The sequence below is a fragment of the Ralstonia sp. 1138 genome (genome assembly GCF_040544795.1).
GTDB lineage: Bacteria > Pseudomonadota > Gammaproteobacteria > Burkholderiales > Burkholderiaceae > Ralstonia > Ralstonia flatus.
Genome location: NZ_JBEPKQ010000001.1, coordinates 708,615 through 733,002 on the forward strand (window position 1 = coordinate 708,615; position 24,388 = coordinate 733,002).

Genomic DNA, 24,388 nt, shown 5'->3' on the forward strand with positions numbered 1-24,388 from the left:
GTGTCCTTCAGGCCTTGACGTACGGGTTGAACTCGTTGGTGTAGATATCGCGCGCGGCCACCTTGCCCTTCGCAAGCTTGCCTTCGCGTTCGAGCACGTCGATGTAGTACTGAATGGGCGGCTCCGTGATCACCAGATCCTCTACATACGCATAGCGATCGACAAACTGCAGATCGAGCTTGATGCGCTGCGAGACCAGCTTGCGTGCATCCTCCGGGTTGGCGTTGACCCAGTTGCCCGCCTTGGCCAGCGCCGTCACCACGTCGCGCACTGCTTCGGGCTGTTCCCGGATGAACTTGCCGTGCGCGCTGTACGGCGCCATGCCGCCCAGGCCGCCGTCGAGGTCGTAGTCGCTCCACAGGCGCACGAGGTTCTGCGCATGATCGGCGCGGCCCGAGAATGGCGCATGGATGATCGCCAGATCGGTGTTGCCTGTGGCCAGTGTCTGCTCGGCCTGGTCATCGGGAATCACCACGAAATTGATCTTGTTGACGTCCACGCCCTTCTGCCGCAGGAACGTCTTGGTCACAAACTCCGCGCACGCGCCGAAACTGTTGAAACCGACCGTCTTGCCTTCCAGGTCTTTCGGCTGGCGAATCCCGGAATCCTTGCGCACGAAATACTTCATGTGCGGCGCTTCTTCCAGCGTCTTGCCGCCGGCGGCCACCACCTTGATATCGGCGCCGCTGGCATAGGCCGAGATGACGAGGGGCACCATGCGCGAGCCGAAGTCGATCTCGCCCGTACCCACCAGCGGAATGATCTGCGGCGCCGCCACCTTGCCGATGTAGTTCGGCCGGGTGTTGGTGCCATCGAAGTAGCCGAGCTGGTCGGCCAGGTAAATCAGGTCGAACGCCGGGTTGTCCGGATATTTGAAACTCACCTTGTCACCGGCTTTCTTGATGACGGCCGGGCCACTGCCCGCCTTGGCGTTCTGCTGACCATCGCTTCGCGAACATGCTGTCAGGCCCAGCCCGGTGCTGCCCAACGCGGCAAGCGTTGCAAGGTGTTTCAACGCCCGGCGGCGCGACGTGAGAGAGAAGGCATTGGATGACATCAGGCGTTCCGCAAAGGTGGAGTGTCAGCAAGCGCCCACAGCATGGGCGGAGCCTAGTATTGGATAGGCCATCCCGCACGACAACGAAGCTTTTCGCGCATCCATATCGGTTGCGCGCTGCGCCCGACATCCCGGCCCGGGCCACGGGTTTTCCTCTAATGCCGGCGGCCCTCAAGCTCCCTACAATGACGAGTCATATAGATGAATAGTTGACCACTTCCGATACCCATGCCCGCCGATCTCCGCCTGCCCCGTTATCAGCAATTGCGCGACGATCTGGCCGCGCAGATCGCCCAGCAGCACTGGCGCCCGGGCGACGCCATCCCGACCGAGGCCGAGCTGGCCAAGACGTACAACGTGGCGGTCGGCACGGTCCGCAAAGCGGTCGATGTCTTGGTGGCGGAGGGCCTGCTGGAACGCTTCCAGGGCCGCGGCACCTTCGTCCGGCGCGCCAGCTTTGCCAGCTCCTTGTTCCGGTTCTTCCGCTTCCAGAGTGAAAGCGGCGAGCGGCGCATTCCCGAGAGCCGTATCCTCAAGCGCGATGTGCTGGATGCGCCGTCTGCCCCCGCTGCAGGCCTGCAGATTGAAACGGGCGCCCCTGTCATTCGCCTGACCCGGCTGCGGCTGCTGGATGGCGCGCCCATGCTGGCCGAAGAAATCTGGTTGCCGTACGACCGTTTTGCACCGCTCGCCACGTTGGAACTCGAGGCGTTTGGCGACCTGCTGTATCCGCTGTACGAATCGCACTGCGGGCAGATCATTGCCAGCGCTGAGGAAACCCTCACCGCCGAAGCCGTCAACGCAACGTATGCGCGGCTGTTGCGCATCCAGGCCGGCGATCCGGTGATGGTCATCGAACGCGTTGCGCGGGGCTACGACCGGGTACCGCTCGAATGGCGGCGCTCGCGCGGCGCGGCGGCGCACTTCCGGTACCACGTGGATATCCGGTAGCGCCGCATACGCTGCAACCCAATCCGACAAAAACACACACAGGAGACAACATCATGCAGGCCAACTCGCCCACGGCACCGCCGTTGCTGGATGTGCGCGGCGTCACGCTGCAGTACAAGACACGCCAGCATCTGGTGACGGCCACCTACCGCGTCGACTTCCAGGTCTATCCCGGCGAACGCTACATCCTGCTCGGGCCCTCGGGCTGCGGTAAATCGACATTGCTCAAGGCCATCGGCGGCTACCTCACGCCCACCGAGGGCGAGATCCGCCTAAAAGGCCAACCCGTGACCAAGCCGGGGCCCGATCGCATGATGGTGTTCCAGGAGTTCGACCAGCTCCTGCCGTGGAAAACGGTGAAAGAGAACGTGCTGTTTCCCCTGCTCTCCACCGGCAAGCTGGGCGCACGTGAAGCCGAAGAACGCGCGCTGCACTACATCAACAAGGTCAACCTCACCAAGTTTGCCGACCATCACCCGCATATGCTGTCAGGCGGGATGAAGCAACGCGTGGCCATTGCGCGCGGCATGGCGATGGAGCCCGACGTGCTGCTGATGGACGAGCCGTTCGCCGCGCTCGACGCGCTCACGCGCCGCAAGATGCAGGACGAGCTGCTGCAGCTGTGGGACGAAACGCGCTTCACCGTGCTGTTCGTCACGCACTCGATTCCGGAGGCGATCCGCTGCGGCAGCCGCATCCTGATCCTGTCTCCGCATCCGGGCCAGGTCCGCGCGGAGCTGCCGAGCCTCGCGCGCGGCGATGATGACCCCGAGCGCTTCAAGGCCCTCGAAGCCGAGATCCACGACATGCTGTTCGCCCGCGCAGTGGAGGAAACCCATGCAGACTGAAACGCTTTCCATGCCAGCCGCCACCGACATCAGCAACCGCGCGCCCGTCTACAGCACGCCCGTGGCGTTCGAGCGCATCGGCGTGGTGGAAAAACCGCTCTCCATTGCCGAGCGCTTGTACGAACAGGCATGGCTGCGCAAGCTCGTCATCCTCGTCGTGCTCGCACTCGTGTGGGAAGGCGGTGCGCGCTGGCTCGACAACCCGCTTCTGCTGCCGACCTTCTCTGACACCGTGCAGGCACTGTGGTCAGGGCTCGCGAGCGGCACGCTGTTCGCTCGCATCGGCACGTCGATGCAAACGCTGCTGGCAGGCTACGCGCTCGGCTTGGCGTTGTCCTGCGCGCTGGTCGTGCTCGGCATCAGCAACCGGCTCGGGCAGGACTTCCTCGAAACGCTCACCGCCATGTTCAACCCGCTGCCCGCCATTGCGCTGCTGCCGATCGCACTCGTGTGGTTCGGCCTCGGCAACGGCAGCCTGATCTTCGTGATCGTGCATTCGGTGGTGTGGGCGGTGTCGCTCAACACCCATGCCGGTTTTCTGTCGGTATCGAACACGTTGCGCATGGTGGGCCGCAACTACGGGCTCTCCGGCATGGGATACCTCACCAAGATCCTGATCCCGGCCGCGTTCCCGTCCATCCTCACCGGCCTGAAGATCGGCTGGGCCTTCGCATGGCGCACGTTGATCGCGTCCGAACTGGTGTTTGGCGTCAGCTCCGGCCAGGGCGGCCTCGGCTGGTACATCTACGAAAACAAGAATCAACTGCAGATTCCCGAAGTGTTCGCCGGCCTGCTGACGGTGATCATCATCGGCCTGCTGGTAGAGAACCTAGTATTCCGCACGCTGGAAGCCCGCACCGTTAAACGCTGGGGCATGCAGAACTAAGGGAGCCCGCGCGACTACCGGGACCGTCCAGGCGCTTACGGTCGCCCCCAGACGGTTTGGCCGTACCCTGCCCTAGATGGCGCCTTGAATTTCTGTTGCAGGGAGGAAAAAGAAGGGAGGCTTGTCTGAGCGCAGCGAGTTTGCCTCCCTTCCCTCCCTGCGACATAAATTCAAGGAATGGGTCGCCATCTCGGGCGCGCCTTTCTTTGCTTACTTTCTTTGGCAAGACAAAGAAAGTGAGTCGCCCCCGGCAGGGGGTGAAACGAGAAATGCACCACCAACATACAGCCATACAAACAACGACAAGGAGACAAGCAATGCAGCAAACACGACGTCACGTCCTCCGCCTGACAATCGCCGCCACGCTGGCCACATCGCTCCTGGCCGGCGCCATCAACACCGCCCACGCAGAGGCCACCGAAGTCCGCATCTCCCACGGCTACGGCATCCTCTACCTGCCCATCATGGTCATGGCCAGCGAACACCTGCTCGAGAAGCAAGCCAAGGCAGCCGGCCTGGGCGACGTGAAGGTCAGCTACCGCGTGCTCGACGGCGGCAATGTCATCAACGACGCCATGCTCTCCGGCGCGCTCGACATCGCCTCGTTGGGCGTGCCCGGCTTCCTCACGCTCTGGGACAAAACCCGTGGCAGCGCAATGGAAGTGCGCGGCCTGTCGTCGCTCAGCTCGTCGTCGATGTACCTGATGACGCGCAACCCCAACGTCAAAACGCTGGCGGATTTCTCCGACAAGGACCGCATCGCCGTGCCCGGCATCAAGACCTCGCTGCCCGCCGTGGTGCTGCAAATGGCCGCCGCCAAGACCTTCGGCGACAAGCAGTTCAACAAGCTCGACCCGATCACCGTGCCGCTGCCGCACCCTGACGCCACGGCCGTCATGCTCGCCGGCGGCAGCCAGATCAACAGCCACATGGCCTCGCCGCCGTTCTCGTACACCGAGGCGGCAGCACCCGGCCTGCACCGCGTGTTCAACACGGTCGACGTGCTCGGCAACATCACGCTCGACATGACCTACACGAGCAAGAAATTCTACGAGGCCAACCCGAAACTGTCGGCGGCGTTCGTGGCGGCACTGGATGAAGCCAACGCTTTCATCGCCAAGGACAAGACCAAGGCGGCGCAGATCTACATTGCCCAGTCGAAGGTGAAGAGTTCGCCGGAAGAGGTGAAGAAAATCCTCGATGATCCGGATTCGCGCTTCACAACCACGCCGGTGGGCGTCGCACACTATGCTGAGTTCATGCAGCGCGTGGGCACGCTCAAGAACAAGCCGGCGTCGTGGAAGGATCTGTTCTTCCCCACGGTGCAGAGCCGGCAGGGTTCGTAAGCAGACCGCGCGCAGCATCCACCCGGAGACATTCCATGGCACTACGCATCGTCCGGCTCGGCGAGCCGCGTCACCCCGATGAAGGCTTGCGCATCGGCACCGTACGGCGCCCGCCGCGCGGCGTGCCCAAGGAAGAATTCGCCAGCCGCGATTTCTACGATGTGTGGATGCCGTTGCTTTCGCCCACGCCCGAACTGGTCAAGCAGGCCCAGGCCGCGCAATCCCAGCACGATGAAAAAGCCTGGCAAACCTTCGTGCGCCACTTCCGCACCGAAATGCGCGACGGCGATGCAGCGCGCCTGCTCGACATGCTGGCCGCGCTATCGCACCAGACCAACCTGTCGGTCGGCTGCTATTGCGAAGACGAGGCGCATTGCCATCGGTCGGTGCTGCGCGCGTTGCTGGAGGAGCGTGGGGCGAAGGTCGCTCCATGAACGATCTTTCCACCTGCACAAGGAAAATCATGCCGAACCTGCCCCGCACCTCGCGCTCCGCAGTCTCATCTGTCCTCTTGCTTGCGTTGGCCATGGCGGTCTCGCAGACGGTGACGGCGCAAACCGCCCCCGCGGCGCTGCAACCGGCAGAGTCTCATCACACCGTCGCCACGCTATCGGCCACGGGGGTGCAGATCTACGTTTGCAAGCGCGACGGCGATAAGCCTCTGGCGTGGGTCTTCAAGGCGCCGCTGGCGGAGCTTTACGACGCGAGCGGCAAGCTCATCGTCAAACACGGTGCGGGCCCAAGCTGGGAAGCTTCCGACGGCAGCAAGATCACCGGAAAAGTCTTGCAGCAGACCCCCAACACCGCGGAAGCCGGCGCCATTCCGCTACTGTTGTTGCAAGCCACCCATGCCGGTGGCGCGGGGCTCTTGAGCAGTGTGCGATACGTGCAGCGGCTCCAGACCCATGGCGGCATCGCGCCGGCACTACCCTGCACGGAAGAAGGCCAGGAAGGCCGCAGCCCCTACCTGGCGCAGTACGTTTTCCTGGACTGACGCGGCATCGCACAGACAGCGCCCTACCCCATACAGGGGACGCCGCGCTCCCCTGGCGCCCCTATAACGAAGAGACACGCGACCGGTTGTTCACCGCGTCGCGCCGTCGTCATTCGTCAACCCAGGAGCACCGCCATGGGCCGCCGCTACATCGATTGCCGCGCCTTCCCCAGCGAGACCAACTGCTCGGTCGCCATCAGCGCCGACAGCGATGCCGAACTGCTGGAGGCGGCCGTGCAGCACGCTGTTTCCGTGCACAAGCACACCGATTCGCCCGAATTGCGGGCGCAATTGCAGACCCTCTTCCAGGACGGCACCCCTGCCGTGGCGCCGCCCAAGATGGCCGCGGCCTGACACAGGCGCGCAAGAACCTACCGGCGCGCCGATAACGCCAGCATCAGCCGTACGACATCGCACTGGCTGTGCGTATTGGTCTTGCGATAGACGTGCTTGAGGTGCGTGCGCACCGTGTCGAGTGAAATGCCCAGCGTGCGGGCAATACAGGCTGGGTCGGAGCCGCTTGCGAGCAAGTCCGCCACATCGGCTTCGCGGCGCGTCAGGTGGAAGGCATCGGTCAACCACAGGCTGACCGGTTGCGCAGGCGAGATGCCCGCGCGCGCCGCAACGCGCTGCCAGCACAACGGCAGCGCCTGCGCAAAGTGCGGCAGCAACGCTTGTGGCGCCGCATCATGCTGCATGGGCGGCACGCCCGCCCTGCCGTAATCGAGCCATACCGCGCCGCGCACTTCAGCGTCGGCCATCGTCCACGCGTCAACGCCATCACCGCGCACGGCACGCAGCAGCATGTCTGCCGAGCGTGCGCCGCGCGATGCCACCCAGTGCCAGCGTCCATCGACGCGCCACCGGATCATGGCCGCAGCGTGGTCCGCGCCGCACGCATCGCGCAGCACATTCATCACGCCCGCAGCATCCCCCGCGCAGGCCGCCACGTAGCAATGGCGCAGCACGGTTGCCGAGGCATGGGATGACGTAACAGAAAGACGCAGCATGAAGGCAATACGGGCGCAGCGGCTTGCGACCGCTGCGCCCGTTTCGAAAGGGACTTCATTATAGGAAGCGTGTCACCTCCCGCACTGCCCCTTTTGCCCTAAGCCCATGGTGGATCAGGCCAACGCGCGGCGCGACATCCAGCGTGCGCGCAGATGGTCGTACGCAAGGTTGAAGAAGAACGTGTACGGCAGGAACAGCAGCATGATGCCGATGTCGAGCACGAACGCTTCCCACAGACCCACGTCGAGCCACCAGGCGGCCAGCGGCACGAGCATCAAGACCAACCCGCCCTCGAACAGGCAGGCATGCACCACCCGCAGGACCACGGTGCGCGAGAGCCTGTAGCGACGCTCCACGCGCTCGAAGATGGCGTTGAACACCATGTTCCACACCATCGCCACTGCCGCAAACATGAGCGTCATCACGCCCATTTCGGCCAACGGCAAATCCATCAACCAGCTAAACAGCGGGGCGCAGATCAGCATGGCAACCAACTCGAACGTCAGCGCATGTACGAGGCGCTCGGCTGGCGTTTTTTGTATGACTTGCATTGCATTTACCTCCAAAGAACGAGGATCATTTTCATCGGTATGAGCCGCACGATCCAGTTCATTATTATCGGTTTTTCCGATATATTGGCCGATACACCGCTGTCCGGAGTGTCGAATGCGTCATTCACCCGAAGCTTTACTGGCCTTTGCCGAGGCCGCTACGCTGGGTTCCTTTTCTGCCGCAGCCCGTAAATTGGGCAAGCGGCAATCCACGATCAGCGAGGCGATCGCCAATCTCGAAATCGACCTGGGGCTCACACTGTTCGACCGCAGCACGCGCCAACCCACGTTGACCGAAGCGGGCCACGCGATGCTCACTCAGGTGCGCCGCGTGCTGGACGCCAGTGCGCAGATGGACCGTCTGGCCGCCCAGATGGCTGGCGGCCTGGAAGCGCGGCTGACGCTCGTCGTGTCGGACACCTACCAATCCGATCGCTACGAGCAAACGCTGGCCACACTGGAGCAGCGCTACCCCGACCTTGAACTCGAATGCCTGATCGCCGAACACGAAGACGTGGTCGACATCATCCAGCTGGGCCGTGCGCAGATCGGCTTGGTGGCCGCGCAGGCCGCCTATCCGGCCGATATCGGCTGGGCGACCATTGCAGAGCAATCGGAGATCGGACTGTTCGTCGGGCTGCAGCACCCCCTTGCCCGATACGGCGACGAGGAAGTGCCGCACGCCATACTGCGCGAGGCGCGCGAGTTACGGCTGAACACCTTCGTCGACCCGACGGGGCCTCGCACCGACGCGGTGCCCGTGCGCAGCCTGCGCCGCTGGTCTGCGCCGAGCTACCTGATGCTGCTGGAAATGGCCGTGCTGGGCTTCGGATGGACGGAGTTGCCGCGCTGGCTGGTGGACCACTTCGCGGCAGACCGGTTGCATGAAGTGCGTGCGCGCGGCTGGCCGCGCCTCGTGCCGGTTGACGCCGTATGGTCACGCAATCGCACGCTCGGCCAGGCCGGCGCCTGGCTGCTGGAGACGATGCTGGCCGGCTAGGCGCTCATGCGTTCTCGTCCAGCCGCTCGATGATCAGATGCGAGAGCTGGGCTGTCTGCTCTTTCGACAGCGTGAATTCCACGCCAAACGAAGGGAACGCAGATGCGGTGGCGCCCAGCGCCGGCGAGCCGCTTGCCACCCGCCCAGTCAGGGCAAAGGTCTCCAGCTGGCCGTCCACGTAGGCGTTGAAATCCAGGGCGAGTCTGTCGCCGGGCTGGAACGCGGGGTTGGCGCTCTGCACCAGGGCACCGTTCAGGCAGATGTCGCGAATCACCGCGACGCGATCCGCGGCCGACGCAGGTTGCCCCTGCGCACGCACGCGCGCCCCGATCCGAACCTGCACGCGCTTGGCACGGCGCAGCGGCATCTTCTGCATCTTGATTGGCGCAGACAAGACCAGATACGGCGATGGAAACTGCCCGACCGACACCACGCTGCACATCATGGTGAACACGGCGCGGCCCGAAAAACCGCGCAGGATGAGAACGTCTCGGGGCTCCGGCCGCAGCGTGCGTTTGGCGTCGGCCGGTTGCGTGACAAACAGCGCCTCGCCTTCGATATAGCCGATCAGGCGGCACGGCAGCAGGCCACGCAGCGGTGCCGACTTCTCCTGGACCTGCAAAACGGTGCCCACCGTCAGGCCAGCCGACCCGAGCCGGGGCGGCGCTTCCGCGGGCGCGGCGGCAGGCGCGGCGGCAACGTCATCGCCGTCTGCCAGCGCCAGCACCGGGCCGTGATGGAACAGCAGGCGGACGTCTTCGGCATCGGGCACGACGGCCCCGGCAGGCAACAGAAGCCGACCCACGCTGTCCGCCAGCGGAAACGGCAGCGGTTGACCGACCGGAACGTCTTCCTGCGTGAGTTGCCGCGTTTTTTGAAGGGTCATGTGTGGCGAAGGACGCGTCTGATCTGTCATGGGCGGGCCAAGGCCAATGCCTCGGCAGGTACGCCCGCCATTTTGTAACAATGGCCGGCAAACCGCCGGAGATCAACTCGCACGAACCCTTCCCACCTGACGCACGTCAACGGCAAGCGTTTGCGTCACCCCGCCATGGCCGTTGCCTCGATCTCGACGGCCAGCCCGTAGTGCAGCGTCGGCACCGGCACCACCGCGCGCGCCGGGCGCAGGTCGCCGATCCACTCGCGGTAGAGCGCATCGAACGCGGGCCAGTGCGTTTCCATGTCGGTCACGTACACACGCACTTGCACCAGACGCGAGCGGTCCGTGCCCGCGGCGGCAAGCACGGCGTCGAGGTTCGACAGCACCTGCCGCACCTGCGTCTCGAACGGCGCATCGACGAGCTTTTCGCCGGTGGGCGTCACGGGAATCTGTCCGGCGACGAACACGAAGCCATTGGCGCAGACCGCGTGCGAGTAATGCCCCGCAGGCGGGCGCAGTTGCGGCGCGTTCACGTAGCGTGCATCGCTCATTTCGCTGCCTCCGCGCCCAGCACCAGCTTGGCGAAGAGTTGCAGATCCACATTGCCGCCCGACAGGATCACGCCGACGCGCTTGCCGCGCACGTCGACCTTGCCGTTCAGCGCCGCAGCAGCAGCCAGGCAGCCCGTGGGCTCGACCACCGCCTTCATGCGCGAGGCGAAGAACTGCATGGCGCTGACGAGTTCTGCATCGCTCACGGTCACGATGTCGTCGACCAGCTCGCGAATCACGGCAAACGTGTGGTTGCCCAGATGCTGCGTCTGCGCGCCGTCGGCCAGCGTCTTGGGTGTATCGATGTGGACGATCGCGCCCGTGCGGAAGCTCTGCTGGCCGTCGTTGCCGGCCTCGGGTTCCACGCCGAAGATCTTGCACGCCGGGTTCAGCGCGCGCGCCGCCGTGGCGCAGCCGGAGAGCAAACCGCCGCCGCCCAGCGGGGCCAGCAGCACATCGAGCGGGCCGACCTCTTCGGTCAATTCCTTGGCCGCGGTGCCCTGCCCGGCCATCACGTGTGGATGGTCGTACGGCGGGATCAGCGTGAGGCCGTGCTCTTCGGCCAGCCGGCGGCCTATGGCTTCGCGGTCCTCGGTGTAGCGGTCGAAGAACACCACCTCGCCGCCGTAGCCGCGCGTGGCCTCTACCTTCACGACGGGCGCGTCCTTCGGCATGACGATGACGGCGCGCATGCCGAGCAGCTTGGCCGACAGCGCAATCGCCTGCGCGTGGTTGCCCGACGAAAACGTGATCACGCCCGCCTTGCGCTGCTCCGGCGTGAATTGCGACAGCGCGTTGTACGCCCCACGAAACTTGAACGCCCCCATGCGCTGGAAGCTCTCGGCCTTGAAGAACAGCTCGGCGCCGGTCATGGCGTTGGCGGTGGCCGACGTCAGCACGGGCGTCTTGTGGGCGACGCCGTGCAGGCGGGCGTGGGCAGCAACGACGTCGTCGTAGGAAATGGGCAGGCTCATGCGAGGTCCTCGGGCAGGTAGGTGTAGACGGTGGAGCGCGCCACGCCCAGCGTTTGGGCGACTTCGGTCAGCGCGCGGCGCAAGTTCAGCAGGCCGCTGGCGGCCAGTTCGCGCATGGCTTCGCGGCGCTGGTCGAGCGTCATGGCCATGGGCGTGGTGTTGCGTGCGGCGGCAAATTGTTCGAGCGCGATGCGCACGTCTTCCACGCGGCGCGATGCGAGCGACTCGGGCACCGGCGGCGCGGCAACGTCGATGCGCATCAACTGCGTGAGGCTCGACGTCATGGCGCCGAGCATCGATACATCCATGTTCAGGCAGATAGCCGCGACGTAATCGCCGCGGCTGTTCTTCAGCCCGATCGATGTGCTCTTGGCGGGGCGCCCGTCGGGAAACCGGTTGGCGTAGTTTTCGATGATTTCCGGGAAGTCCGGGTCGGCGAGGCGCGCAAGGCCCAGCTCTGTCACGGCGTCGCCGACTTGGCGGCCGGACAGGTTATTGGCGATGGCGACGACGGCATGATCGGGATCGGTCAGGTCGTGCAGGACGACTTCCACCAGCGGCGCCAGCGTCTTGCCCAGCGCCTCGACGATCTTGCGGCCTTCGCGCAGAAGAAGGCGGTTTTCTTCGATGGGCTTCATGGCGTTGACGATACGTCAATTGCTGACATTTCGTCAATGCCATGTTGGCGGTCCTGCGCGAGCGTGACTCCCCATGAGAAAAGAAAAAACGCCTGCCCGAGGGTCGAGAGAGAACGGAGGTAACGCGGGCAGGCGACTAAAACGCTATTCCGGGAGCAGCTGTGCCGCGCCTTGCGCGGTCTCTTGCAGCGGAGGCTGCACATGGGCAGCGTGGGCGGGCCGGATCTTGAACCAGATGGAGTACATCGCCGGCAGAAACACCAGGGTCAGGATCGTCCCGGCGAACGTCCCGCCGATCAGCGTATAGGCGAGCGCGCCCCAGAACACCGAATGCGTCAGGGGAATGAAGGCCAGGATGGCCGCCAGCGCCGTCAGTATCACCGGCCGCGCACGCTGCACCGTGGCTTCCACCACAGCCCGGAACGGATCGAGTCCTTCGTCCTTGTTGTGCTGAATCTGCCCGATGAGGATGAGCGTGTTGCGCATCAGGATGCCTGACAACGCAATCAGACCGACCAGCGCGTTGATGCCAAACGGCTGCCCGAACAGGATCAGCGTGGGCACCACGCCAATAAGGCCCAAGGGGCTGGTCAGGAACACCATGACCATGGCCGGGATGGACCGGACCTGGAAGATGAGGATCAGCAGTGTGACCGCCAACATGATCGGGAACAGCGGCAGCATGGCCTTCGTCGCCTTGCCCGACTCTTCGATGGAACCGGCTTGCTCAATGCGGTATCCGCTCGGCAGTTTCTCGATGATCGGGGCAAGCTGCTTGCTGATGGCCGTCGACACGTCGGGCGGTTGCAGGCCGTCGGCAATATCGCCGCGCACCGTGATGGTCGGCATGCGGTCGCGCCGGCGCATGATGGGCTCCTCCATGCGCACTTCGATCTTGCCGACTTGCGAGAGCGGAATGCGCTGCCCATTGGCGCCAGCCAGCGTAAAGTCGCCGATCCTGGCCGGGTCGAGCCGCACGTTGCCGGCTGAGCGCGCGGTCACCTGCACCGTACGGATGTCTTCGCGCACGGCCGTCACCGGAATGCCGCTGAGCAGGAATTGGAGCTGCTGGGCAACAGCGCTGGAGGTCAGCCCCACGGCTTGCAGGCGGTCTTGCTGCAAGGTGAAATGCAGCGTAGGGACGCGCGTGCCCCAGTCCGTATTGACCGTGCGCATCATCGGGCTGGCGTCCATGACATGCTGCACATCAGCAGCGATACGGCGCAGCGTTTCCGCATCCGGGCCAGTGACGCGATAGGCCACGGGGAACGGCGAATACGGACCGAACACGAGCTGCGTGACACGCACACGCGCCCCAGGGGCAAGGCCATCTGCAACGGCCTGACGCAGCCGCTGCTTCAACGCGTCGCGCTCTTCCTGACTATCGGTGCGGATCACGATCTTGGCGAACGACGGGTCCGGCAACTCAGGCCCCATCGCCAGATAGAAGCGCGGCGCGCCCTGGCCGATGTAGGCCGTCACGATCTTGGCTTCCTTCTGCTTGGCGAGCCACGCTTCCAACCTGGCGGTCGCCGCATCGGTCTGGTTGATCGACGCGCCATAAGGCATCTGCACCTCGACCAGCACTTCCGGGCGATCCGAGATCGGAAAGAACTGCTTCTTGACGATCGCCATGCCTCCGATGGCGAGCGCGAAAAGGCCCACCACCGCACCCGCGACCAGCCATTTGCGCGCAATCACGCGCCCGAGCAACTGGCGGAAGCGGTTGTAACGCGGCGTGTCGTAAATCGCATTGTGTCCGCCTTCGACCTTCTTGAAGTCGGGCAGCATCTTCACGCCCAGGTAAGGCGTAAACACCACCGCCACCACCCACGACGCAATCAGCGCAATGCCGACAATCCAGAACATGTTGCTGGTGTATTCCCCGGCCGTCGATCGCGCGAAACCGTTGGGCATGAAACCGACCGCCGTCACGAGCGTGCCCGACAACATGGGCGCCGCAGTGTGGCTCCACGCATAGGCCGATGCGGCCACACGGCTGTAACCCTCCTCCATCTTGACCACCATCATTTCGATGGCGATGATCGCGTCGTCCACCAGCAGGCCGAGCGCGAGGATCAACGACCCAAGCGTGATGCGGTCGAAGTTCTTGCCTGTTGCGGCCATCACCACAAACACCTCGGCAAGCGTCAGCGGCACGGCGGCGGCCACCACCAGGCCGGCGCGCCATCCCATGCTGACAAAACTCACCAGCATGACCACCAGCAGCGCTGCAAAGAACTTGAGCATGAACTCGTCGACGGAGGCGGCGATGTTGACCGCCTGGTCCGTTACCTTGGTCAGGCTCATGCCGAGCGGCATGTCCGCATTGATGGCGCCGACTTCCTTGTCGAGCGCCTTGCCCAGATCCAGGCCGTTCCAGCCCTCGCGCATGACGATGCCAAGCAGCAAGGCAGGCTGCCCGCCATTGCGCACCATGAAGGTGGCCGGATCCTCATAACCGCGCCTGACGGTGGCAATGTCGGACAGCTTCAGCGTCCGCCCCTGCGAGACCACCGGCGTATCGCGAATCTTCTGCAGCTCGTCGAAGGCGCCATCCAGGCGGATGAACACCTGCGGCCCCTTCGTTTCCACGGAGCCCGCAGCGGCCAGCGCGTTCTGGGTGTTGAGCGCGGCAAAAACGTCTTGTGGATTCACCCCCAGCGTCGCCAGTCGGTCATGAGAGAACTCGACGTAGATGCGTTCCGCCTGTTCACCGATGATGTTGACCTTCTTCACACCCGGCACGTGCAGCAGGCGCTGGCGCAGCGTCTCGGCATCGCGCACAAGAGCACGTTGCGGCTCGCCCTGCGCCTTGAGCGCGAACAGCGCAAACGTCACGTCCGAATATTCGTCATTGACGATCGGCCCGATCACGCCCGACGGCAGGTTGGCCACCTCGTCGCCGACTTTCTTGCGCGCCTGGTAGAACTCCTCCTGCACTTCCGACGGCGGCGTGCTGTCGAGCAACGTCAACGTGGTGAACGCCAGACCTGGCCGCGTGTAGGTTTCGGTGCGGTCATACCAGCGCAACTCCTGCATGCGCTTTTCAATTTTCTCGGCCACCTGGTCCTGCATTTCCTGCGCGGTGGCACCCGGCCACACGGTGACGATGTTCATCACCTTGACCGTAAAAGCGGGGTCTTCCGCACGGCCCAGCTTGAAAAACGAAATGAGACCTGCCACCGATATCAGGCAGATGAGAAACAGCGTGACGGCACGCTCGCGTACGGCGAGCGCTGACAGGTTGAAGCGGCCTTGGCTCACAGTCGCACCCCTGCGATGGCAGTGCCGGCATCCTGGCCCGCTACGCGCACCTGCTGCCCCTCACGCAGCAGTTGTGCGCCGAGCGCGACGATGCGATCGCCCTGCCTGACCTGCCCGCCGACGTGCGCGCCTTCATCCCCCACCCGCGCGATGGTGACAGAGCGCCACGACACCTTGGCCGGCTCACCCTGGATGAGCCATACGCCCGGGCCCTTGCCGGCATCGAACAACGCACCGAGCGGCACCTGCACATCGCCTTGCGCGGTGGCAGGCCGATCGGCAATCTGGATCGTTACGGTGGCACCGAGCGGCGCATTGGCCAGATCGCCGTCCAGCACATAACGCGCTTCGAAGGTGCGGGTCAGCCGGTCGGCTGCGTCCGAAAGCTGTCGCAGCTTGGCCGGTACGCCGGCGCTTTCCGCGCCAAAAAGCGTTGCCTGTGCAACCGAGCCAATCGCCGGTCGCAAGGTTTCCGGCAGCTGGACCACCGCCTCGCGCCGGCCCGCGTGGGCGAGGCGCACGACGGCCTGCCCTGCGTTGACGACCTGGCCGGGCTCGGCCAGCGTCTCCATGACCACACCGTCGCCGTCTGCAACAAGCTCGGCGTAGCGGCTCGCGTTGCGCGCCACATCCGCCTGCGCTTCTGCGGCGCTGAGCTGCGCTTTGGCCGCGTCCGCCGCAGCCTTGGCCTGGTCGTAGGCCGAGGCAGAAATGGCCCCGGTGCCGCGCAGATCGCGGTAGCGCGCCTCGTCTTCGGCCGTCTGCTGCGCGCGTGCCCGTGCGGCGGCCACGGTTTCCTGCTGCGCATGCGCGGCGAGCTTCAGATCGACGGGATCGATCCGCATCAGCGGCTGCCCGCGCTTGACGGTCTGCCCTGCGTCAACCAGCCGCTCCAACACTTTTCCGGGCACGCGAAAGCCGAGGTCGCTCTGCACTCTGGCAGCCACGACGCCGGTGAAGGAACGCGATGCGGAAACCGCAGGTTGAACGACCACCGCACGCACCAAAGGCGCCTGGGTGCGCGGGTCAACGGGGGCCTTTTCGCCGCACGCACTCAGCGCGAGGGGCAATGCAAAAGCAACGGTGGAGGTAACAAAGCGACGCGAAAACATGAAAGCCCCATCGACGAGATGATCTGGGCTTTCATTCTGGTTCTAGTGACCAAAATAGTCAATGGTCACCACGAAAAAATCTGTGCATCACGGGGAAAGGCTCCGAAGCACCAGACTGGAGAGCAGGCCGGGCGCCGTCTCGGTGTAGTCAAAGCTGTACTGCAACAGCAGCGGATTCATGTACGGGCGCATGACCAGGTAGATGGCTGCCGTGGCTTCATCCAATGGCGTCTTGCGCTCGAAGTCTCCGGTCTCGCGGCCCTCCTGCAGCACATCGCGCAGCAACCTCTGGATACGGCCTTCATAGGCGATCACAGACTGCCAGCGCTCGGTCGCTGCCGAGGCGGCAATTTCATACAGCTTGCGGTCATGGGAAAACAGCCGCAGGCTGGCCTCCGTCAAGGCTTTGAACATCCGCCGTAGCTTCTCGGGCGGCGAGCCCGCCTCGGCCAGCGCCGCGTTGACGTCGGTCTCGATTTCGCGCAGGCAGTTGGCGCAGATCATCTCGCCAATGGCCTGTTTGGATTCAAAGAACTTGTAGATGTAGGCCTTGGAAAAACCGATGGCCTTGGCCAGATCGGACACGGCGGTCTTCTCGTAGCCGTAGCGGCTGAAGTGCTCGGTAGCGGCGGCGACGATCTGGTCCCGCACGTCGTGATCCGCCGGACCGCGGGCGGAAACGGGGTAAGGAGTGGTCTTCATGGGCGTCAGCTTACGCGAGTCGCAATCATTGAACAACTTGTGACCAATTTGTACTATAGTCACCAAAAGTTTCGATGGAAGCCGCCCATGTTGCCAAAACACTCCCTTACCGCACTCATCGTTGCCGGCCTGGCAGCGGGCTGCGCCGTCGGCCCGGACTATGTGAAGCCCGAGATGCCGGCTCCAGCCACATTCCTTGGCCAGACGGCCGTGGAGCAGCGCAGCGCCACCACCGCAGCCGATCTGTCAGTGTGGTGGACGGGCTTTGGCGATCCGCAACTGACGCGCTTCGTGCAGTTGGCGCTGGAACAGAACCTGGACCTTGCCCAGGCCTTCGCCCGCGTCACGCAAGCCCGTGCAGGCCTTGGCGCCGCCAACGCCGCCTTGCTGCCTTCTGGCAACGTCACAGGCCAGGCGGCGCGCGCCTATCAGTCCGTCGAGACGCCGCTCGGCCGCGTCCTGAATTCCCGGCCCGGCTTCGACCGCTATGGCAATGCGTTTGAAGCCGACGCCAATGCGAGCTGGGAGCTGGACGTGTTCGGCGGCCTGCGCCGTGGCAGGGAAGCCGCGCTGGCGGATTACGAAGCCTCCCAGGCGGGCGCAGTTGCCACGCGGTTGGCCGTGGCCGCACAGACGGCCGACATCTACATCACGGTCCGCGGCTTGCAGACACGCCTGCGCGTGGCGCGTCAGCAGGTAAAGACGCAGGAGGAACTGCTCTCCACGGTGAACCTGCTGTACGGCAAGGGGCTCGCGGCAGAACTCCAGGTGAGGCAGGCCGAGGGCGCGCTGGCCCAGGTGCGCGCTTCCATTCCACAGCTTGAAACCGGCCTCGACGCGGCGATGAACGCGCTCGACGTTATGCTGGGCTCACTACCCGGCACACACCGGGCCGAGCTTGCGCAAGACGGGGACATCCCTGCCGCGCCACGGATGTCGATCAGCGGATCGCCGGGCGAACTGTTGCGGCGGCGCCCCGACCTCATCGTCGCCGAGCGCCGCCTCGCGGCTTCCAACGCACGCATCGGCGTCGCCATTGCGGAGTACTACCCGAAGTTCTCGCTGGGCGGCCTGCTGGGCAGCGCCACATCGGTGGGCGCGGGCAGCCTGTTTGGTGGCGGGGCCAGCCAGTTTGCCGGCGTGCTCGGCCTGCGCTGGCGCCTGTTCGACTTCGGGCGCATCAACGCGCAGATCGATCAGGCCAAAGGGCAAGAGGCTGAGATGCTGGCCGCTTACCGGCTCGCCGCGCTGCGCGCCACGGAAGACGTGGAAGATGCCTTTTCCGCCCTGGTCAAGCGTGAAGAGCAGGCCGCCGTGCTCACGCAAGGCGTGGATTCGCTGGGCCGCGCGCGAAACGCCTCGTTCGCGGCGTACCAGAAAGGCGTCGTCAGCCTCATTGAAGTTCTGCAGGCCGACGAAAGCCTGTTGCGGGCATCCGATGCGCGCGCCCAGGCGCAAACGGAATCGGCACGCGCTGCAGTGGCGGCATTCAAGGCGCTGGGCGGCGGCTGGAATCCGAACGAATCGACCGCCATTGCCAGCAAATAGCCGCACGACCTCACTACGACCTCCTACCGCAGCACGTTTTCACTCACCGAGAAAGAAATCGCCGTGTCAAATTCCAACGTTGTCGTCATCACCGGCGTGTCCTCAGGCATTGGCCGTGCCACCGCCGCAAAGTTCGCCCTGCGGGGCTGCCGGGTCTTCGGCACCGTGCGCAATCTAGCCAAAGCGCAGCCGCTGGCGGGCATTGAGCTGATCGAGATGGACGTCCGCGATGAAGCATCGGTTCAGCGCGCCTTCCACACCATCATCGGGCTGGCCAAGCGCATCGATGTGCTGGTCAACAGTGCCGGTGTAACGCTGCTGGGCGCGACCGAAGAAACGTCGATCGCCGAAGCGCAGGCGCTGTTCGATACCAACGTGTTCGGCATCTTGCGGACCACGCGGGCAGTGTTGCCCCATATGCGCACACAGCGCTCGGGGCGGATCATCAATATCAGCTCGGTGCTCGGCTTTCTGCCTGCGCCCTACATGGGCCTGTATTCGGCATCCAAACATGCCGTGGAAGGCATGTCGGAGACGCTGGATCACGAAGTGCGCAAGTTCGGCATTCGTGTCGCGCTGGTCGAGCCCTCGTTCACCAAGACGAGCTTGGACGCCAACGCGTCCGATGTGGCGTCCAAGGTTTCGGCTTACGACGCAGAGCGCGGCGCCGTTTCGCAGACGATTCGAACGCGTGTTCAAAAGGCTCCGGACGCCGATAGCGTCGCGAGCACGGTCGTCGAGGCCGCGCTCGGCGCATGGAAGATGCGCCGCACGCCCAAGGGCGAGGCGACGCTGCTGAGCAGGCTGCGCCGCTTCATGCCGTCAGGCCCGGTGGACTCGGGCTTGAGGAAGACGTTCGGCCTGTCCTGAGGCTGAAGCTACAGCCGAAGCGTGTTACCTGAAACAGACCCGGCGGCCCATCGTCGACATCGGAAGAATCCCATGACGCCTCCCGACAGCGCAGCACCCGGAGCATCTGCCACGATCAGCGCGGCGTTGCCCGCTGCACAGACCAACACCGCATCGCCGTGGCCGGTGTTCTGGATCGCCAGCGTGGCGGTGTTCCTGGTTTCGATGGACGGCACGATGCTGTTCGCCGCCTTCAGCGCATTACGCGCAGGCTTTCCTCACGCCACGGCGGCGGACCTTTCCTGGGTGCTGAATGCCTACACCGTAGCGTACGCGGCAACGCTCATTCCATCGGGCGGATTGGCGGACAAGCATGGGCGCAAGAAGGTGTTTCTGATCGGTGTCGCATTGTTCCTTGCGGCATCCGTTGCGTGTGGCCTGTCGCCGAGCGTCGGGTGGCTCGTTGCAGCCCGCGTGCTGCAGGCTGTTGGCGCAGCGTTGCTGACGCCCGCGTCGCTCTCACTCGTGCTGGCGGCATTCCCCGTCAGCAAGCGCGCGGTGGCGATCAGCCTGTGGGGCGCGGTCGGTGCGCTGGCCGCTGCGGTGGGCCCAAGCCTCGGGGCGTTCGTGATCGCATCGATCGGCTGGCAGTGGGCGTTCTATCTGAACGTGCCCCTGGGCCTGACGGCGATGTGGCGTGGCGCCGCCCTTCTCGTCGAGACAAGACAGCACGGCACCAAACGTCCGCTGGATCTGTTCGGGATGGGCCTGCTGACGATCGGCACAGCGGCTTTGGCGCTGTCCATCGTGCAATCGGAGTCGCCGGGATGGTCCCGCGATGAGCTCCTCGGGATTGCCGTCATCGGGCTCGCGTGCATCGTCGGATTTGTCGCGTGGGCTCGCGTTGCACGCGCGCCGCTCGTCGATTTGACGCTGTTTCGCAACCCGACGTACCGATACGTCAATCTCGCCACGTTGAGCTTCGGCACGGCGTTCTCGATGATGTTCTTCGGCTTCTTTTTCTACATGAAGTCGATCTGGCATTACTCGCTGCCGTTGGCGGGGCTGGCCATCACGCCAGGGCCGCTGCTGGTGATTCCGGTGGCCATGCTCTCAGGCCGGATCGCGAGCCGGCATGGCCATCGCCCGTTGTTGGTCGCGGGCAGCGTGCTCTATGCGGGCAGTGCCGTCTGGTTTTTGCTGGTGCCCGGCCTGACTCCCGCCTATCTGACCCACTGGCTGCCCGGCATGCTGCTCAGCGGCGTGGGCGTGGGCATGGTGCTGCCGTCGCTGTCGGGGGCCGCCGTCAGTCATCTGCCGGCAGACCACTACGCGGTCGGCGGCGCAATCAACCAGGCGATACGACAAATCGGTTCCGTCATGGGCGTCGCCCTGACAGTGCTGCTGCTCGGCAGCGCGGGTCTGCAGCGCGCCGACTTCAATGCGCTCTACCTCTGCCATATGAGCCTGGCACTGCTGACCGCAATCCTGTGCCTGCCCGTCAACACGCTGCCCCGAGCCATTGCTCGGTCCAGGTGATTCGCCCGCCCGTCTGCCGGCGAAACCCGCGCAATTCGTAGAGCACGTGGCAAAGCGTGGGTGAATTCCGTAAGCGAATTCACCCTACACAACTCAGTCGGCCGCGCGCGAACGCATGTTGGTCTCGGCTTGCGGAGCGTTGATGAAACGCACCAGTTCATTCATGGTGGCCTCGGGCGCCTCTTCCATCAGCCAGTGGCCAGCGCCGTTGATGGTGACGCCGTTCACGTTGGTCGCCACCATCCTGGCCTGCTCGATCAGGAAGGCGCCGGAAGCCTTTTCGCCCGCCAGTACAAGCATCGGCATTTTGAGCGGCGTCTTGGCAAAGCCCGCAAAGTCCACCGCATCCTTCGGGAAGGCGTGGAAATATTCGAACCCTGCCGCCATGCGCCCGGGTTGGCCGTAGGTGCGCGCGTAGAACTGGCGGTCGGCTTCGGGCACCGAGTGCTTGGGATCGGCCGCAAAGTCGTTCCAGAAGTGCTCGAAGTAGATGCGCTCGCGGCCCTGCACCAGCTTGAGCGGCGTGTCGCCATAGAAGTGGAAGTGCCACAGGTCGCGCAGCAGCCAGACCTTCTGCCAGTCACCCACGCCGGGCAGGAAGGCATCCATGAGCGTGATGCTTTCCACCTCGTCGGGGTATTGCGCGGCATAGGCGTATGCCACCATCAGACCGATGTCGTGGCCGACCAGCTTGACCTTGCGATAGCCCATGGCCTGCACCATGGCGTGGATATCCTGCGCGAGCGTCGTCTTGTCGAAGCCCGACGCGGGAATCGACGAGGTGCCCGCGCCCGGCAGGTCTGGCGCCAACACCACGCGGCGGTCGGCCAGACGCGGAATCAGCGGCAGCCACATGTGACTGGTCTCGGCATAGCCATGCAGCAGCACAACCGGGGTTTCGGGGCCGTTGCCTGCCTGCAGCGTGTGCAGTTGCAGGCCGGCGGCCTCGACGATGCGGTCTTGCACGGCGGACGTGGCGGCGGAGGCTTGCAGCGCAGCCAGGCCGATAAGGGCAGCGCCCAGGTGGCGCACCAGGTTGGGAAGAATCTTCATGATGTTCTCCAGCCGTGCCGCACGCGGTGTGCGGCACGCCTTAACAAGGGTTGGGTTAGAGCTGGCTCATGCCGCCGTCGGCAATGATTTCGGTGCCGACAATGAAGGCCGATTCGGATGCCGACAGGTGCAGCACGGTCGATGCAATCTCGTCCGGCGTGCCAAAGCGGCCCAAGGGGATCTGGCTCTGGATCTGTGCGGCCGTGGCCGATAGCGTGTCGGCATCCAGGCCGAGCTTGCCGTACAGCGGCGTTGTGACCGGGCCGGGACTGACCACATTCACGCGGATGCCCGCGCCGATCAGTTCGCCCGAGAGCGTCTTCGCCAGAGAGATCAGCGCAGCCTTGCTCGCCGCATAGACCGACGAATTCGGCATCCCGATGTGCGCGTTGATGGAGCCGTTCAGCACGATCGACGTGCCCTTGTTGAGGATGGGCAGCAGCGCCTGGATCTGGAAGAACGCGCCCTTCAGGTTGGCGTTGAAGGTGGCGTCCCACAGGGCTTCGTCCACGTCCGGGACGGCGGCAAACCGCGCCATGCCGGCATTGACGAACACGGCGTCCAAACGCACACCCGCCTCCTGCAGCTGACGGGTCAGCTCGCGTGCGGCCGCCACGGTGCCGGTTTCATTGCGAATGGCGAGGGCGTTGCCGCCCAGCGTGGCACGTGCCGTTTCCAGCGCCGCCGCATCGCGGCCGGTAATGACCACGCGGGCGCCTTCCCGCGCAAATGCCTGTGCGGCTGCCAGGCCAATACCGCTGTTGCCGCCAGTGACCAGAACGGTCTTGCCTTCGAAGCGATTCATGATGTCCTCCAGTAGGAAAGTTGAACTTGAACAATCGCGTGACTGCAGTGTGGACGCGGGCAAGCGGTTTGCCATACGATCCGGACGATGAACACGTTCGAAGGAATTGCACATGTTGACGGACGAAGAATTGGCCCTCCTGGAGGCCATCCGGCAGACCGGCAGTCTGTCGCGTGCGGCAGCGCACCTGGGCAAGGCGCCGTCGACCGTGTCGTACGCCGCACGGCAACTGGAGCAGCGCTTCGACGCCCTGCTGTTTGACCGGCGCCGCTACCGGCTGCAGCTCACGCCCGCGGGGCAACTGCTCGTGGAAGAAGCCGCGCGGCTGGCGCAGGACGTCTCGCGCGTGACGCAGCGCGTGCGGCAGGTGGCCAACGGCTGGGAAGACCGCTTGTGGATCGTGACGGACGAGCTGCTGGAGTTCGAATCGCTCATGCCCGTGATGCACGCGTTCGATGCACTGCAATCGGGCGTGGCCCTGCGCGTAACGCACGAAGTGCTGGCCGGCACATGGGAGGCGCTGCGCGATGGCCGCGCCGATCTCGTGATCGGGGCGACCAACGAGCCGCCTTCCATCCCGAACCTCGGGTGGTTCGAGCTGGGGGTGGTGGAATGGGTGTTTGCCGTATCGCCTCGGCATCCGCTTGCAGCCATCGACGCGCCGCTCACGCGCGAGGAAATCGCCCGGCATCGCGCCGTGGTGGTGGCCGATTCCGCGCGCACCACCGCCGGCCGCGCCTACGGCATGCTCAGCGGGCAACCCACGCTGGCCGTGCCCAGCATGCGCGCCAAGACGCTGGCCCAGCGCGATGGCCTGGGCGTCGGCTGGCTGCCCAGGCACCGCGTCGCATCGTTGCTTGCGCGCGGCGAGCTGGTGGAAAAGCGCACCACGGATCCGCGCGAGCCGAACCTGCTCTACGTCGGCTGGCGCAGCGGCAAAGGTCAAGGGGACGGCGACGGCGAAGGCCGCGCACTGCAATGGTGGCTTGAGCAGCTACGGCAGCCGCGTCTGGCCAAGCGGCTGGTGCAGGGTGTCGACGTGTTCGCCTGAAACTTCCCCGGGCCGCCTGATGTTGCCTATGCTGGGATGGCGCCGACGCCGCATTGCCCGTCGGCGCAACACAAGCAACGCCGACTGTTGCGGGATGATCAACGTTGCGGCGTTTGTCTTCTGACAAACCCTCGGTTTGGTCAACGCGCGCTGTCGGCCAGCGTTAATCGGTCACGCACGTATCTCCGTGCCTCGTTGAGGGTCTCGTTATGAAACTGTCTGCGTTGATGTTTTCGATGGGTGCGCTGGTGATGGGATCGGCGTTTGCGCAGGGCACCGCCGCACCTGCCACCGCACCGGCAGCCGCCCCAGCGGCCGTCCACGCGGTCTGCAAGGACGGCACGCCCTACAGCGGCGCGACGCTCAAGGGCGCTTGCCGCGGCCATGGTGGCGTCGACAAGAAAGCCAGCGCAGGCGGTGCCCCGGCAGCCGCGCCGGCCGCGCCCGCAGCAGCACCTGCCGCTCCGGCTGCCGCCAAACCTGCGCCTGCAGCGCCGGCCGCGGCGCCCGCACCGGCGCCGGCGCCTACCCCCGCAGCCAAGCCTGCTGCTACAGCGCCGTCCAAGCCGGCTCCGGCGGCCACCGTTGCTCCCGGCGGCGGTCCCGACAAGGTGTGGGCCAATGCCAGCACCAAGGTCTACCACTGCCCGGGCGATCGCTACTACGGCAAGACCAAACAGGGCGAATACATGACCGAAGCCGATGCCAAGGCCGCCGGCATCCGCCCAAGCCGCGGCAAGGCCTGTACCAAGTAAGGCACGCCTGACGCCAACCC

Annotated in this window: 25 protein-coding genes; 13 read left to right on the plus strand and 12 right to left on the minus strand. The window is 64.9% G+C overall.

Annotation, left to right across the window (positions count from 1 at the left end):
- Window positions 1-7 precede the first annotated feature (7 nt).
- Complete coding sequence (locus tag ABIC76_RS03070; protein ID WP_082062915.1) at window positions 8-1,057, minus strand: ABC transporter substrate-binding protein; 1,050 nt, start codon at window positions 1,055-1,057, stop codon at window positions 8-10.
- A gap of 228 nt (window positions 1,058-1,285) precedes the next feature.
- Between ABIC76_RS03070 and ABIC76_RS03075 the strand changes: the two genes are divergently transcribed.
- The 7 genes from ABIC76_RS03075 (at window position 1,286) to ABIC76_RS03105 (ending at window position 6,436) form a co-directional block, all read left to right on the plus strand.
- Complete coding sequence (locus tag ABIC76_RS03075; RefSeq protein ID WP_027679354.1) at window positions 1,286-2,008, plus strand: GntR family transcriptional regulator; 723 nt, start codon at window positions 1,286-1,288, stop codon at window positions 2,006-2,008.
- Between the two features lie 53 nt (window positions 2,009-2,061).
- Window positions 2,062-2,856, plus strand: a complete 795-nt coding sequence (locus ABIC76_RS03080; RefSeq protein ID WP_012430126.1) for an ABC transporter ATP-binding protein — start codon at window positions 2,062-2,064, stop codon at window positions 2,854-2,856.
- Window positions 2,846-3,742 carry an ABC transporter permease gene (locus tag ABIC76_RS03085; RefSeq protein WP_102065938.1) on the plus strand — a complete coding sequence of 299 codons (897 nt, stop codon included), beginning with the start codon at window positions 2,846-2,848 and terminating at the stop codon, window positions 3,740-3,742. Before ABIC76_RS03080 ends, ABIC76_RS03085 begins: the two co-directional genes overlap by 11 nt.
- Before the next feature lie 317 nt (window positions 3,743-4,059).
- Window positions 4,060-5,088 carry an ABC transporter substrate-binding protein gene (locus ABIC76_RS03090; RefSeq protein ID WP_354532925.1) on the plus strand — a complete coding sequence of 343 codons (1,029 nt, stop codon included), beginning with the start codon at window positions 4,060-4,062 and terminating at the stop codon, window positions 5,086-5,088.
- Between the two features lie 35 nt (window positions 5,089-5,123).
- A complete protein-coding gene (locus tag ABIC76_RS03095; RefSeq protein WP_102065936.1) occupies window positions 5,124-5,522 on the plus strand; it encodes a DUF488 domain-containing protein in 399 nt (132 codons plus the stop codon).
- A gap of 29 nt (window positions 5,523-5,551) precedes the next feature.
- Window positions 5,552-6,082 (plus strand): DUF3455 domain-containing protein, encoded by a 531-nt coding sequence (locus ABIC76_RS03100; RefSeq protein ID WP_102065935.1) that lies wholly within the window; start codon window positions 5,552-5,554, stop codon window positions 6,080-6,082.
- Window positions 6,083-6,217: 135 nt separating this feature from the next.
- Complete coding sequence (locus ABIC76_RS03105) at window positions 6,218-6,436, plus strand: DUF1059 domain-containing protein (RefSeq protein ID WP_024978360.1); 219 nt, start codon at window positions 6,218-6,220, stop codon at window positions 6,434-6,436.
- 17 nt (window positions 6,437-6,453) lie between these two features.
- Here the strand turns inward: ABIC76_RS03105 and ABIC76_RS03110 are convergent, their stop codons facing one another.
- Complete coding sequence (locus tag ABIC76_RS03110; RefSeq protein ID WP_354532926.1) at window positions 6,454-7,092, minus strand: helix-turn-helix transcriptional regulator; 639 nt, start codon at window positions 7,090-7,092, stop codon at window positions 6,454-6,456.
- A gap of 114 nt (window positions 7,093-7,206) precedes the next feature.
- Window positions 7,207-7,644 (minus strand): multidrug/biocide efflux PACE transporter, encoded by a 438-nt coding sequence (locus ABIC76_RS03115; protein ID WP_354532927.1) that lies wholly within the window; start codon window positions 7,642-7,644, stop codon window positions 7,207-7,209.
- 115 nt (window positions 7,645-7,759) lie between these two features.
- On the opposite strand from ABIC76_RS03115, the gene ABIC76_RS03120 reads away from it, so the two are divergent.
- Window positions 7,760-8,644, plus strand: a complete 885-nt coding sequence (locus tag ABIC76_RS03120) for a LysR family transcriptional regulator (RefSeq protein ID WP_354532928.1) — start codon at window positions 7,760-7,762, stop codon at window positions 8,642-8,644.
- A gap of 4 nt (window positions 8,645-8,648) precedes the next feature.
- On the opposite strand, the gene ABIC76_RS03125 is transcribed toward ABIC76_RS03120, so the two are convergent.
- The 7 genes from ABIC76_RS03125 to ABIC76_RS03155 all read right to left on the minus strand — a co-directional run bounded on the left by ABIC76_RS03125 (window position 8,649) and on the right by ABIC76_RS03155 (window position 16,768).
- Complete coding sequence (locus ABIC76_RS03125) at window positions 8,649-9,530, minus strand: flagellar brake protein (protein ID WP_354532929.1); 882 nt, start codon at window positions 9,528-9,530, stop codon at window positions 8,649-8,651.
- 155 nt (window positions 9,531-9,685) lie between these two features.
- Window positions 9,686-10,075 carry a RidA family protein gene (locus ABIC76_RS03130; protein WP_354532930.1) on the minus strand — a complete coding sequence of 130 codons (390 nt, stop codon included), beginning with the start codon at window positions 10,073-10,075 and terminating at the stop codon, window positions 9,686-9,688.
- Window positions 10,072-11,049, minus strand: coding sequence for a threo-3-hydroxy-L-aspartate ammonia-lyase (locus ABIC76_RS03135; protein WP_354532931.1), 978 nt, complete (start codon window positions 11,047-11,049; stop codon window positions 10,072-10,074). The genes ABIC76_RS03130 and ABIC76_RS03135 overlap by 4 nt, the downstream gene beginning before the upstream one ends.
- Window positions 11,046-11,687, minus strand: a complete 642-nt coding sequence (locus tag ABIC76_RS03140) for a helix-turn-helix transcriptional regulator (protein ID WP_354532932.1) — start codon at window positions 11,685-11,687, stop codon at window positions 11,046-11,048. The genes ABIC76_RS03135 and ABIC76_RS03140 overlap by 4 nt, the downstream gene beginning before the upstream one ends.
- 144 nt (window positions 11,688-11,831) lie before the next feature.
- Window positions 11,832-14,954 (minus strand): efflux RND transporter permease subunit, encoded by a 3,123-nt coding sequence (locus ABIC76_RS03145; RefSeq protein WP_354532933.1) that lies wholly within the window; start codon window positions 14,952-14,954, stop codon window positions 11,832-11,834.
- Window positions 14,951-16,066, minus strand: a complete 1,116-nt coding sequence (locus tag ABIC76_RS03150; RefSeq protein ID WP_354532934.1) for an efflux RND transporter periplasmic adaptor subunit — start codon at window positions 16,064-16,066, stop codon at window positions 14,951-14,953. Before ABIC76_RS03150 ends, ABIC76_RS03145 begins: the two co-directional genes overlap by 4 nt.
- Before the next feature lie 87 nt (window positions 16,067-16,153).
- Window positions 16,154-16,768: a TetR/AcrR family transcriptional regulator gene (locus ABIC76_RS03155; RefSeq protein WP_354532935.1), complete on the minus strand. Its 615-nt coding sequence runs from the start codon at window positions 16,766-16,768 to the stop codon at window positions 16,154-16,156.
- Between the two features lie 87 nt (window positions 16,769-16,855).
- On the opposite strand from ABIC76_RS03155, the gene ABIC76_RS03160 reads away from it, so the two are divergent.
- From ABIC76_RS03160 to ABIC76_RS03170, 3 genes are all read left to right on the plus strand, one after another.
- Window positions 16,856-18,316: an efflux transporter outer membrane subunit gene (locus tag ABIC76_RS03160; protein WP_354532936.1), complete on the plus strand. Its 1,461-nt coding sequence runs from the start codon at window positions 16,856-16,858 to the stop codon at window positions 18,314-18,316.
- A 63-nt stretch (window positions 18,317-18,379) separates the two neighbouring features.
- Entirely contained in the window at window positions 18,380-19,186 is an 807-nt protein-coding gene (locus ABIC76_RS03165) for an oxidoreductase (RefSeq protein WP_354532937.1), read from the plus strand.
- A gap of 72 nt (window positions 19,187-19,258) precedes the next feature.
- Window positions 19,259-20,704 carry a DHA2 family efflux MFS transporter permease subunit gene (locus ABIC76_RS03170; RefSeq protein ID WP_354532938.1) on the plus strand — a complete coding sequence of 482 codons (1,446 nt, stop codon included), beginning with the start codon at window positions 19,259-19,261 and terminating at the stop codon, window positions 20,702-20,704.
- A gap of 93 nt (window positions 20,705-20,797) precedes the next feature.
- On the opposite strand, the gene ABIC76_RS03175 is transcribed toward ABIC76_RS03170, so the two are convergent.
- On the minus strand, window positions 20,798-21,757 hold the full coding sequence (locus ABIC76_RS03175; protein WP_354532939.1) for an alpha/beta fold hydrolase: 960 nt from the start codon (window positions 21,755-21,757) through the stop codon (window positions 20,798-20,800).
- 55 nt (window positions 21,758-21,812) lie between these two features.
- Complete coding sequence (locus tag ABIC76_RS03180; RefSeq protein ID WP_354532940.1) at window positions 21,813-22,562, minus strand: SDR family oxidoreductase; 750 nt, start codon at window positions 22,560-22,562, stop codon at window positions 21,813-21,815.
- A 112-nt stretch (window positions 22,563-22,674) separates the two neighbouring features.
- On the opposite strand from ABIC76_RS03180, the gene ABIC76_RS03185 reads away from it, so the two are divergent.
- Both ABIC76_RS03185 and ABIC76_RS03190 read left to right on the plus strand, forming a co-directional pair.
- The gene (locus ABIC76_RS03185; RefSeq protein WP_027679374.1) at window positions 22,675-23,613 is read left to right on the plus strand and encodes a LysR family transcriptional regulator; all 939 of its coding nucleotides are present in this window, start codon (window positions 22,675-22,677) and stop codon (window positions 23,611-23,613) included.
- A 209-nt stretch (window positions 23,614-23,822) separates the two neighbouring features.
- A complete protein-coding gene (locus ABIC76_RS03190; RefSeq protein WP_354532941.1) occupies window positions 23,823-24,368 on the plus strand; it encodes a DUF3761 domain-containing protein in 546 nt (181 codons plus the stop codon).
- Window positions 24,369-24,388 lie beyond the last annotated feature (20 nt).

Bases quoted from the DNA above. Each gene is read 5' to 3' on its own strand.
- ABIC76_RS03175 (WP_354532939.1), bottom strand. From the start codon at position 21,757: ATGAAGATTCTTCCCAACCTGGTGCGCCACCTGGGCGCTGCCCTTATC.
- ABIC76_RS03180 (WP_354532940.1), bottom strand. From the start codon at position 22,562: ATGAATCGCTTCGAAGGCAAGACCGTTCTGGTCACTGGCGGCAACAGC.
- ABIC76_RS03135 (WP_354532931.1), bottom strand. From the start codon at position 11,049: ATGAGCCTGCCCATTTCCTACGACGACGTCGTTGCTGCCCACGCCCGC.
- ABIC76_RS03160 (WP_354532936.1), top strand. From the start codon at position 16,856: ATGTTGCCAAAACACTCCCTTACCGCACTCATCGTTGCCGGCCTGGCA.
- ABIC76_RS03130 (WP_354532930.1), bottom strand. From the start codon at position 10,075: ATGAGCGATGCACGCTACGTGAACGCGCCGCAACTGCGCCCGCCTGCG.
- ABIC76_RS03105 (WP_024978360.1), top strand. From the start codon at position 6,218: ATGGGCCGCCGCTACATCGATTGCCGCGCCTTCCCCAGCGAGACCAAC.
- ABIC76_RS03120 (WP_354532928.1), top strand. From the start codon at position 7,760: ATGCGTCATTCACCCGAAGCTTTACTGGCCTTTGCCGAGGCCGCTACG.
- ABIC76_RS03070 (WP_082062915.1), bottom strand. From the start codon at position 1,057: ATGTCATCCAATGCCTTCTCTCTCACGTCGCGCCGCCGGGCGTTGAAA.
- ABIC76_RS03075 (WP_027679354.1), top strand. From the start codon at position 1,286: ATGCCCGCCGATCTCCGCCTGCCCCGTTATCAGCAATTGCGCGACGAT.
- ABIC76_RS03190 (WP_354532941.1), top strand. From the start codon at position 23,823: ATGAAACTGTCTGCGTTGATGTTTTCGATGGGTGCGCTGGTGATGGGA.
- ABIC76_RS03110 (WP_354532926.1), bottom strand. From the start codon at position 7,092: ATGCTGCGTCTTTCTGTTACGTCATCCCATGCCTCGGCAACCGTGCTG.
- ABIC76_RS03095 (WP_102065936.1), top strand. From the start codon at position 5,124: ATGGCACTACGCATCGTCCGGCTCGGCGAGCCGCGTCACCCCGATGAA.
- ABIC76_RS03115 (WP_354532927.1), bottom strand. From the start codon at position 7,644: ATGCAAGTCATACAAAAAACGCCAGCCGAGCGCCTCGTACATGCGCTG.
- ABIC76_RS03100 (WP_102065935.1), top strand. From the start codon at position 5,552: ATGCCGAACCTGCCCCGCACCTCGCGCTCCGCAGTCTCATCTGTCCTC.
- ABIC76_RS03085 (WP_102065938.1), top strand. From the start codon at position 2,846: ATGCAGACTGAAACGCTTTCCATGCCAGCCGCCACCGACATCAGCAAC.
- ABIC76_RS03090 (WP_354532925.1), top strand. From the start codon at position 4,060: ATGCAGCAAACACGACGTCACGTCCTCCGCCTGACAATCGCCGCCACG.
- ABIC76_RS03150 (WP_354532934.1), bottom strand. From the start codon at position 16,066: ATGTTTTCGCGTCGCTTTGTTACCTCCACCGTTGCTTTTGCATTGCCC.
- ABIC76_RS03185 (WP_027679374.1), top strand. From the start codon at position 22,675: ATGTTGACGGACGAAGAATTGGCCCTCCTGGAGGCCATCCGGCAGACC.
- ABIC76_RS03125 (WP_354532929.1), bottom strand. From the start codon at position 9,530: ATGACCCTTCAAAAAACGCGGCAACTCACGCAGGAAGACGTTCCGGTC.
- ABIC76_RS03080 (WP_012430126.1), top strand. From the start codon at position 2,062: ATGCAGGCCAACTCGCCCACGGCACCGCCGTTGCTGGATGTGCGCGGC.
- ABIC76_RS03140 (WP_354532932.1), bottom strand. From the start codon at position 11,687: ATGAAGCCCATCGAAGAAAACCGCCTTCTTCTGCGCGAAGGCCGCAAG.
- ABIC76_RS03170 (WP_354532938.1), top strand. From the start codon at position 19,259: ATGACGCCTCCCGACAGCGCAGCACCCGGAGCATCTGCCACGATCAGC.
- ABIC76_RS03155 (WP_354532935.1), bottom strand. From the start codon at position 16,768: ATGAAGACCACTCCTTACCCCGTTTCCGCCCGCGGTCCGGCGGATCAC.